The sequence below is a fragment of the Methanolobus sp. genome (assembly GCF_030682845.1).
Classification (GTDB): Archaea; Halobacteriota; Methanosarcinia; order Methanosarcinales; family Methanosarcinaceae; genus Methanolobus.
In genome coordinates this window covers 1-8,198 of the sequence record NZ_JAUXNK010000057.1, presented here as the reverse complement: position 1 = coordinate 8,198, position 8,198 = coordinate 1, and the positions used below count along the sequence as shown (strand labels likewise).

General features: G+C 40.4%; 6 protein-coding genes. All 6 read left to right on the top strand.

Annotated elements, in window-relative coordinates:
• On the top strand, positions 1-212 hold a 212-nt coding region (locus Q8J68_RS06825; protein WP_305310773.1), incomplete at its 5' end, for a hypothetical protein.
• Between the two features lie 487 nt (positions 213-699).
• Positions 700-2,586, top strand: coding sequence for an ATP-binding protein (locus Q8J68_RS06820; RefSeq protein WP_305310772.1), 1,887 nt, complete (start codon positions 700-702; stop codon positions 2,584-2,586).
• A gap of 581 nt (positions 2,587-3,167) precedes the next feature.
• Positions 3,168-4,001 (top strand): hypothetical protein, encoded by an 834-nt coding sequence (locus Q8J68_RS06815; RefSeq protein ID WP_305310771.1) that lies wholly within the window; start codon positions 3,168-3,170, stop codon positions 3,999-4,001.
• Between the two features lie 208 nt (positions 4,002-4,209).
• Entirely contained in the window at positions 4,210-6,003 is a 1,794-nt protein-coding gene (locus tag Q8J68_RS06810; RefSeq protein WP_305310770.1) for a tetratricopeptide repeat protein, read from the top strand.
• Positions 6,004-6,064: 61 nt separating this feature from the next.
• The gene (locus Q8J68_RS06805; protein ID WP_305310769.1) at positions 6,065-7,804 is read left to right on the top strand and encodes an SUMF1/EgtB/PvdO family nonheme iron enzyme; all 1,740 of its coding nucleotides are present in this window, start codon (positions 6,065-6,067) and stop codon (positions 7,802-7,804) included.
• Positions 7,689-8,171, top strand: a complete 483-nt coding sequence (locus tag Q8J68_RS14965) for a formylglycine-generating enzyme family protein (RefSeq protein WP_370867613.1) — start codon at positions 7,689-7,691, stop codon at positions 8,169-8,171. Before Q8J68_RS06805 ends, Q8J68_RS14965 begins: the two co-directional genes overlap by 116 nt.
• The last annotated feature ends 27 nt before the right edge of the window (positions 8,172-8,198 follow it).

The following is an 8,198-nucleotide window of genomic DNA, read 5'->3' as shown; positions in this document are numbered from 1 at the left end:
CTGCGATTATGGGTAAGGATGGCAAAGACGATGTTCTCAGACTCGGAATTCCCCATGAAAAACGGAGGAATAAACTCTTGGAAGTCTCCTTCGAAACTGAAACTTCTGACGTTAAAATTCAACTGCAATGCAGTAGGATTTTCTTATGGATAAAGCACGGTTTGAGAAGGAGAATTTTAGTGAAAATACACGGTTTTTTTGAGGGTGGTTAAAATCCTACTGCATTAATTGGGCTTAAGATCAAACGACCAATTGCATTATTTCCAGTATCACATAAAATGTCAAGTACCATTTCGTTTAAGCTACTATATGGCAACCAGCAGCAAAGCAAAGCCCTATATAGGCGGAACCTTTCACAGTTCCCAGTACATGCATAACAGGACTTTTCCGATGTTATCCCACCCATATCCGATACGGGAGGGTTATAGGCTGGACATGGCAAACGAAGGGGGCTTAAGATAGACATAGCAGTTTTAAAATCCACTGTGGTTGAAATCACCTTCTATATTCCGAAACCCCACAAGGACGTTCTTATTCAGTCTGATTTATCAGTTGATTTGCCACGCAAGGCTATCTATAATAAAGGATTTGCTTATGCCAGCCAAAGTCAGCTTACCTAAATTGTTCAATGTCTAAAGTTTATTTATCCCTTTTTGGGGTGACCGGTTATAATAGGGATAGTAAAAAAAGGGAGTTTAAATGAAGAGTGATTTTATCCATTGTTTAGAAGAGATAATTATGATGAAAGAGGGTTGTGAATCCAGTGAGACCTTTATGCCTAAACCAGAAGGTGTGAAGATCAGCCCTGTTAGTGACGAATCAAAAGCTGATGAGAATATTTCTACAGCTGTTAGCTTTATAAAGCATTCTATGGCAGATATCCTTTCTACTTTCAAAAAACATCCCCTGCTGAATACTTATGCTTTGTGTGAGAGCGATCTTAGTTTGATAGCTGAAATGTACCAAAGGGCAAAGATTAATTGTGATCTGGTTTTTAACTCAAATGACATCTTTAACATGACCCCGAATCTGGAAGATGATATCAAAGTGCGTCTTGCTTATCTTACAGGTTTGTTGGATAGGGAAATACTAAGCCCTTGCTATTCTTTTAGCCGTGACTTTCACTTTGACGTCCGGTCTGCACTGGATACAAATTACCGCTTGAACGGCTTGTTCTGGAATTTGCTTCTGGGAAATGATCCTAGCAGTCGGGCAAACAAACTCTATGGGGCAAAACTGAAGCATGGTGCAATGGATGCAGTTGGCAAAATGACAGCGGTGCTTTTTCAGCTTTACCCGGAACTAAATGAAGACTTTAGCAGTAGTTCATGGATTTGTTACGGTAAGACGGTGAACAACTTTCTTGATGCTATCTTTACCAGGATAGATAAAGCGGAAGTAACGCATCCACTATCTGTGATGGCTGCGAAATACAAGCTAAATCCTTTTTGGCAAAAATGCCTGATCCTGATCTATTGTTACAACCTGCAATTTGGCAAAGAACCGGATGCAAATACAATTGCAGCCTTACTGGCAAAGAACTCCAATGAATATCTGCAAATCATAGATAGGCTGAAACACAAGAATAAGCTTTCAAATGCGGCACTAATCAAGGAACCTGATAGTATCTTTTCCATGAACTGTATGGAACTTTCCGAGCAAGCTATTGCAGAGCTAAACCGCACCAAAGAAAAAGAGGTGAATGGAGTTAAAGAAGCGGAGCAAATGCTGAAAAGATCAGAGTTCCTCAATACGATAAATCCTGCTCAGACATTGGATCAGCTTATCCTGAATGAAAGCACCAAAAAGATTATAGAGACCATTATCCAGAGACTGAAGAATCCGGATAGAGTGTGCTTTGCATCCTGGGGTTTAATCGGTGCATCCCTCACGAGTGATGAAGATGTGCAGCAGGGATGCAATATCTTGCTTCATGGCGCACCCGGGACAGGCAAGACCTATATCGCAGGAGTTATCGCCAATGAACTGAAGCGTCCTTTGGTTCAGATAAATGCCAGCAACATACGTAATTGCTATTATGGTAGTACCGAAAAGAGAGCAAGAGATCTGTTTCATGAAATGAGTTTACTGGCAAAACAGCTTAATCCGGTGTTTCTGCTTAATGAAGGGGATCAGCTTATTCACCAACGCACGAAATCCACAGACCGCTCTTCCGATAGCGCAGAAAACTCTATCCAGAGCATTTTTCTGGAAGAAATGGAGAGCTTTCCCGGCACACTGGTTGTTACATCTAATCTGGTTTCAAATCTGGATATCGCAATGTCCCGACGCTTCCATTACAAGCTGGAAATTGAAGTTCCGGATTATGCAGCAAGAATAGCCTTGTGGTGTATACACCTGCCCCTATCCATACCCGGTGTGAAGAGTATTGATACAGATTCTTTAGCAGCGGATTTCAAGTTTACAGGCGGGCAGATCAGGCTGGTAGTCCTGAACGCATGTCATCAGGCATTCCTGAGAGGAAAGAATAGTAAACTCTGTTTTGAGGATTTGTACAAATATGCTAAGCTGGAAGCGGGGACAAGCTTTGAGGTGGAAATGAAAAAACCGATTGGATTTAGATAATCTAAGATTTCCGAACAAGCCCTGTCCAATCATTGATAAGTTTACAGACCGGATAAGTACTGTATCAATCAATGGGGCTGATGAATTAGTCTATCATCGACTTTATTTGATCACAATAAGAACCCCAATAAATACAGGCAAACAAGTTATTTCCAAAGTAGCTCTAAACACTGCGAAACGAGTAACTCTAAAGTAACATACTATTCATTAAGGCTTCTGTTTGGACAATTGTAAGATATCACTATTATCTTCCGGTTATCTTTTTATTACGTGCTGCTTCAACACTTGGGCTTTCGTACTTTTTCCTCTACAACCCTTGGAATCTTATGTAATAATCGAAACTATCTATGCGACTCCAAGCTAACCGAGTTCTAATACATTGATCGAATGCATTTTTGATGTTCTTTTCACTTAGCAGAATGACATCATTAGGCAAAAGTGCGAAAAAAACTTGACAGCATACTACTGTCAATTATCCTCATTTTTCGATAGATTGTGAGTGACTATGATTACTTGGTATCCTAAAACTGCAGGAGAATTAATAGGTCGGAGTTTTGCACCCAGTGTGGAAGGAGAGCAAAATGAATAAGAAAGTCCAAAATCTTGTCACCGATTACGTAAGCTACTGGAAGCAAATGACCGACCTGAGACAAAGCGAAGCTCCTTTCATTCATCCTGCGGACAAAAGCTATTTTCAGGAGAATATAGACAAATGGTTCCTCAGGAAGGATCTAGTACATTATAATGACATAACTGACTCCACAAAAATCCACTTGGACTTACTTCCCGCCCCTTATATAGGCGACATCATGAACGCAAAAGTCGTTATATTCATGGGAAACCCGGGGGTAGATAATCCAAAGCTGAAGTTACAACCGGCTGAGTATGAAGATCATTACAATAACTCTTTAGTTTGGGACGCGCTAGTAGCAACCCTTCACCAGGACTTTTCTTCTGATAAAATGATGAACTATCCATATTTTTTTTTTAACCCCCAGCTATCGCACACAGCCGGAGGAAGGTATGATACCACTATGTATAGAAGGCTTATCGAGGACATTGACAGTAAAGGACTTGATGGCAGAAGGCTCTTAGCAAAGAACATTTGCAAATTCCAGCTATTCCCCTATCACAGTGCTAGGAAACCAAGCATTAAATTAGTAAAAAACACCCCAAGTTATAAGAAAAATCTCGAATTCATGAGCAGTTTTCTGAAAGACACGTCAGCTCAAGAAGATATGCTATTCATTGTCACACGAGGCCATAGTGAGATTCAAGCCTTTCTTCCACGTCAAAAGAATGTATTCTACTTTATAGATGTTGATAGAGGAGCATCTTCAGCAGCTCAGAGGAGGTTTTACCACTTGATAGGCGAACGTCTAATAAGACACATCTTAGATTATGGCGTGAACTGAATATCTCATAGAATGAGAAATATCCATAGACTCTAGATCCCAGGGTTGTAAGATGCACATTTCGGTTGAAGTTAATCTAGTATCCAAGATTGATGTTTATTGTAGATAAACAATCAGTGGTAAGAGGGCAAGATTACCCACAATCGATATAAATTTGCCTGTTATCATACGGAGTATTTGGTGCCAAAGGCTATATTAGGAGAAAAAAATGATCAAGCTTGATTTTGAACGGGTTAACGTAAAGACTCTGCTGAATGATGCCGAAAACGGCGACACTGAACAGCAGATACGATTAGCTAACAGATATATAGTTGGCTTAGGAGTGGACATTGATTACATTGAAGCTGCTAAATGGTATGAGAGAGCAGCTGAGAATGGACATCCAGAATTGTATTTTAGGCTTGCACTTATTTACGAAGTTGAATTGCTGGAGGGGGGTATTGATAATGTGATCAAATTTTTGGAGTTAGCCGGACAAAATGGTTACCCTGATGCCTACTATCGTTTAGGTTTATACTATTTTGTTGGTGTGGATATATCCAGAGATTTTGAGAAAGCTGTAGAATACTTCAAGGCCGGAGGTAATAAAGGATCTGCCCATTCATGGATGATATTAGGCAATATTCACTTTTTCGGATTTGATACACCTAGAAATACTGAGCTTGCTCTTAGCTACTACGAACTTGCGGCAAATCTAGGCTTTTTAGCTGCGTGGAGAATGCTTGGACGAATGTATTTTTGGGGCATCGACGTAAAGCAAGATATTCCCAAAGCCATTACTTATAAGTCAAAGAGTTATATTGATAAAAGGATAAAAGTAGATACATCGTTCTCGGATGGAACTGATTATTTGTTTCAAAGATTCTTCATTGATTGGTTCAATAGCTCCTTGAATGATGACAGCCTAATAGATTATTTAAGTATAGGGAAGGCTTACGGCCTCAATAATGATGTATCAAATATGCAAAAATATTACCTAAAGGCTGCAGATGCAGGAGATTTGGAGGCTTATGAAAATCTTGGCAGATATTTTAGTGAATCACATCACGAAAATCAAGAAATGGCACTAAAGTATTTCAAAATGGGTGGAGAAAAGGGTAGTTCATATTGCATAGAAAGACTTGTACATGGGAACAGCTATTCTACGGCATGTACGAAAGAATTGTTGCAACAAGCTTCAAGAAATTCGGTTGTCATTGACCTCTGTACTTTTCACCTTTTATATAGTAAAATACACGACAAGTGGGCCTCTGAGTCTGATATATTAGAATACTATCAACCCATAGCCGAATCAACCGACCCTAATGCATATTGGATGATAATAGAAAATTACTTAAGACATAACAATAAAGAACAATCAATGCACTGGATTAATACTGTTATCACAAAAGGTCATAGTGTTATACTTAAAAAACATTATTTACACCTTATAAATAATGACCGGAACTTAAGTACATCAGAAAAAGTAGATCTTATCAAAACCATTGCTCTAAGTGGACAGTGGGAAGTGATTTTTAAGCTTGAAGCCCCATTACTTGTAAATGACGAAAGAGAAGCAAGAAAGATTAGCAAGAAAGACAAAGAAGCGTGGTATCAATGTGCCCTACAGCTTGTGCTGGATGTAGGAGCTCCCCTAAACTTATTGCTCGGGATTGAAAAAGCTTTTGTTAAGAATTGTGGATCTCAGCCTATAGTGCAGGATCTGCTACTACTTGCAGATGCCTCAATAGATAAGTTTTGGGCAGGTGTGTACGGATCTGACAGATGGCATCTTTCTGAACACAAATACTACAGTGATGCACTAATGACAAAAGAAGCCGATCAAGCCAAAATATCATACATTTTTAACAATCACAGATCGCATTGGCAAGATGTGTCAAAGTATTTTTCTGAAGCAATAGAACCATCTAATCAGGTCAAATCGGATAATAACAATCGCCCTAACAGATGGATGAATAGAGCTTTTGCGTTTTCATGGCACTTCTACAAAAGAATTCTTTGACACATACTTTAAATCTCCAGTCACTCCCGAGTCATATCAGTACGCCAAACTATGGATAGTGATGCAACAGGATCCTTACAATGAGATTTACGACAATAAAGAATTCCTTTTTTATCTATTTTTAGCAGAGCCTATAGAAGCCATAAAATGGTTTCAGCACTTGAAATTGGGCGCATCATCACTATTAGATAATTCTGACTTTCCTATTGATCGTGTTTTAAGTGATCCTGAACAGCTTAAGTCCATTGTGGAATGTGTAATAGAAACAGCTGATTTTAATACAATTCAATTCTTAAGAAAAGAAGCATTAAAACATGCTCGTAAAAGCAATGTGAGTATCCGGGCAGATAAGAAGATGCAGGAAGAGATTGTGTTCCTGGCTGAGTCGGCATGGAATATTGGCGATATCGAGTTTTTAGCAAGCCTCTTTGAACGAAATTCGTTGTTTGAACCAGACACAGAGACTCTAGTTCGATTATCCCGGATTGCTGCCGACAGGGGGAGTGAATTAGCTAAGAAGAAGCTTTACGAATTGTGTAAGGATGTAAGTTTGCTGGATCAATCGCATATCGCGAATGAAGCGGATGATAACGATAACAATCTCCCAATTAAGATTATAGTACAAGCCAACGGTACCGAGTATGAAAGGGATTATGGGAGCTTTGACACTGATGAAGAAAGCGTGGACGGATACTTGCTTTATCAAAATGTAGCTACCTATAAGTATTATTTCAATCTTGATTCTATTGAATCTATAGAAAAAGCGCTAGATAGTATTAGCCCTGACGGGGAAGTCATTTATGAAAATGCCGATGATACTGAATTCGTAGCGTCTAAGGGCTTTAACTCAGAAAGTTTTGCTTCGGACGAGTCTAATGAAATCCCTGAGGGTTCAGAGTTCTATTCTAATGGATCAACAGAAGTAGTAAGCTTTGAAATAGATGATTACACGATATTCTGGGTATTTAAAAATGGTGACTGGGTGGAGTTTTTTGAAGACCCGGATATCTACGATTCATTAGAAAAATATACCTCCGGCTTAGTATTCAGTGGAGCAAGTTTGAGTTCCGAGGAAGAAACTGAAAGGCTTGACCGACACGAAAATGATGAAATGGTGGATCCGAAAAGCAAGCAGATCCAGTCCTGTAGCATTGAGGGGATGAGTTTCGTGATCACAGGCACATTGAGCGGAAGCTCTAGGCAGGCAGTAGAAGAGATGATCCTGAAAAATGGTGGTAAAATACTCAGCGGGGTATCTTCAAAGCTGAACTTCCTGGTCGTAGGAGAAAAGCCTGGCTCAAAGCTAGATAAAGCTAGAAAGATTGAGTCAATCAAGATTATAGATGAGCAGACACTCATGAGCATGATCAAAACTCTCAGCCCAATGGTCTTAGTTCCCGGAGGAACCTTTACTATGGGCGGAGACATGGATTCCAATAATATCGAGGAATTTCCCACGCACAGCGTAATGCTCAATTCGTTCTACATGGGTAAGTATGAGGTTACGCAGGCAGAGTATGCCCAGTATATGCAACCGGAACGTGACTGGGATAGTAACTATGGGCTTGGTGATAATTATCCTTCCTATTATGTTTCTTGGTATGCTATTTTGAAGTATTGCAATTTACGTAGTATGGCGGAGGAGCTAACTCCTGTCTACAGCATATCCGGTTCCACCAATCCAGCTGATTGGGGATCGGTGCCTACATCTCAGCAACGCTACGTGGGACGCGGTAACTTGCAATTGGAGTGCCAATGGCTACCGTTTACCCACAGAAGCGGAGTGGGAATATGCCGCTAGGGGAGCGGCAGATACTCCTGATTACCTATACAGCGGCTCTGATAATATCAAAGCCGTGGCTTGGTACGATCGCAACAATTCACCAAAAGGCAGCAAACCCGTCGGCACCAAGGCGCCCAACGGCTTAGGTATTTATGACATGAGCGGCAACCTAACTGAATGGTGTTGGGATTATTATTCTGACAGCTATTACAGCAGTAGCCCCAGCAATAATCCGACCGGTCCTACTAGCGGTAAGGGCCGTGTAGCACGAAACAGTACATGGGCAGATAGAGCCTGCTTCTGCAGGGTTGCGAATCGGGGCAAAGACTACCCGGAAAGCAGCAGCGAATATATCGGCTTCCGGCTCTGCAGGACTGGTCCGTAGAATTATTTTTTTTCCTTCTTACCTTGA

What these genes read in the sequence shown, in the direction of transcription:
- Q8J68_RS06820 (WP_305310772.1), top strand. Translation starts at nt 700, where the DNA reads ATGAAGAGTGATTTTATCCATTGTTTAGAAGAGATAATTATGATGAAA.
- Q8J68_RS06805 (WP_305310769.1), top strand. Translation starts at nt 6,065, where the DNA reads ATGCAACAGGATCCTTACAATGAGATTTACGACAATAAAGAATTCCTT.
- Q8J68_RS06810 (WP_305310770.1), top strand. Translation starts at nt 4,210, where the DNA reads ATGATCAAGCTTGATTTTGAACGGGTTAACGTAAAGACTCTGCTGAAT.
- Q8J68_RS06815 (WP_305310771.1), top strand. Translation starts at nt 3,168, where the DNA reads ATGAATAAGAAAGTCCAAAATCTTGTCACCGATTACGTAAGCTACTGG.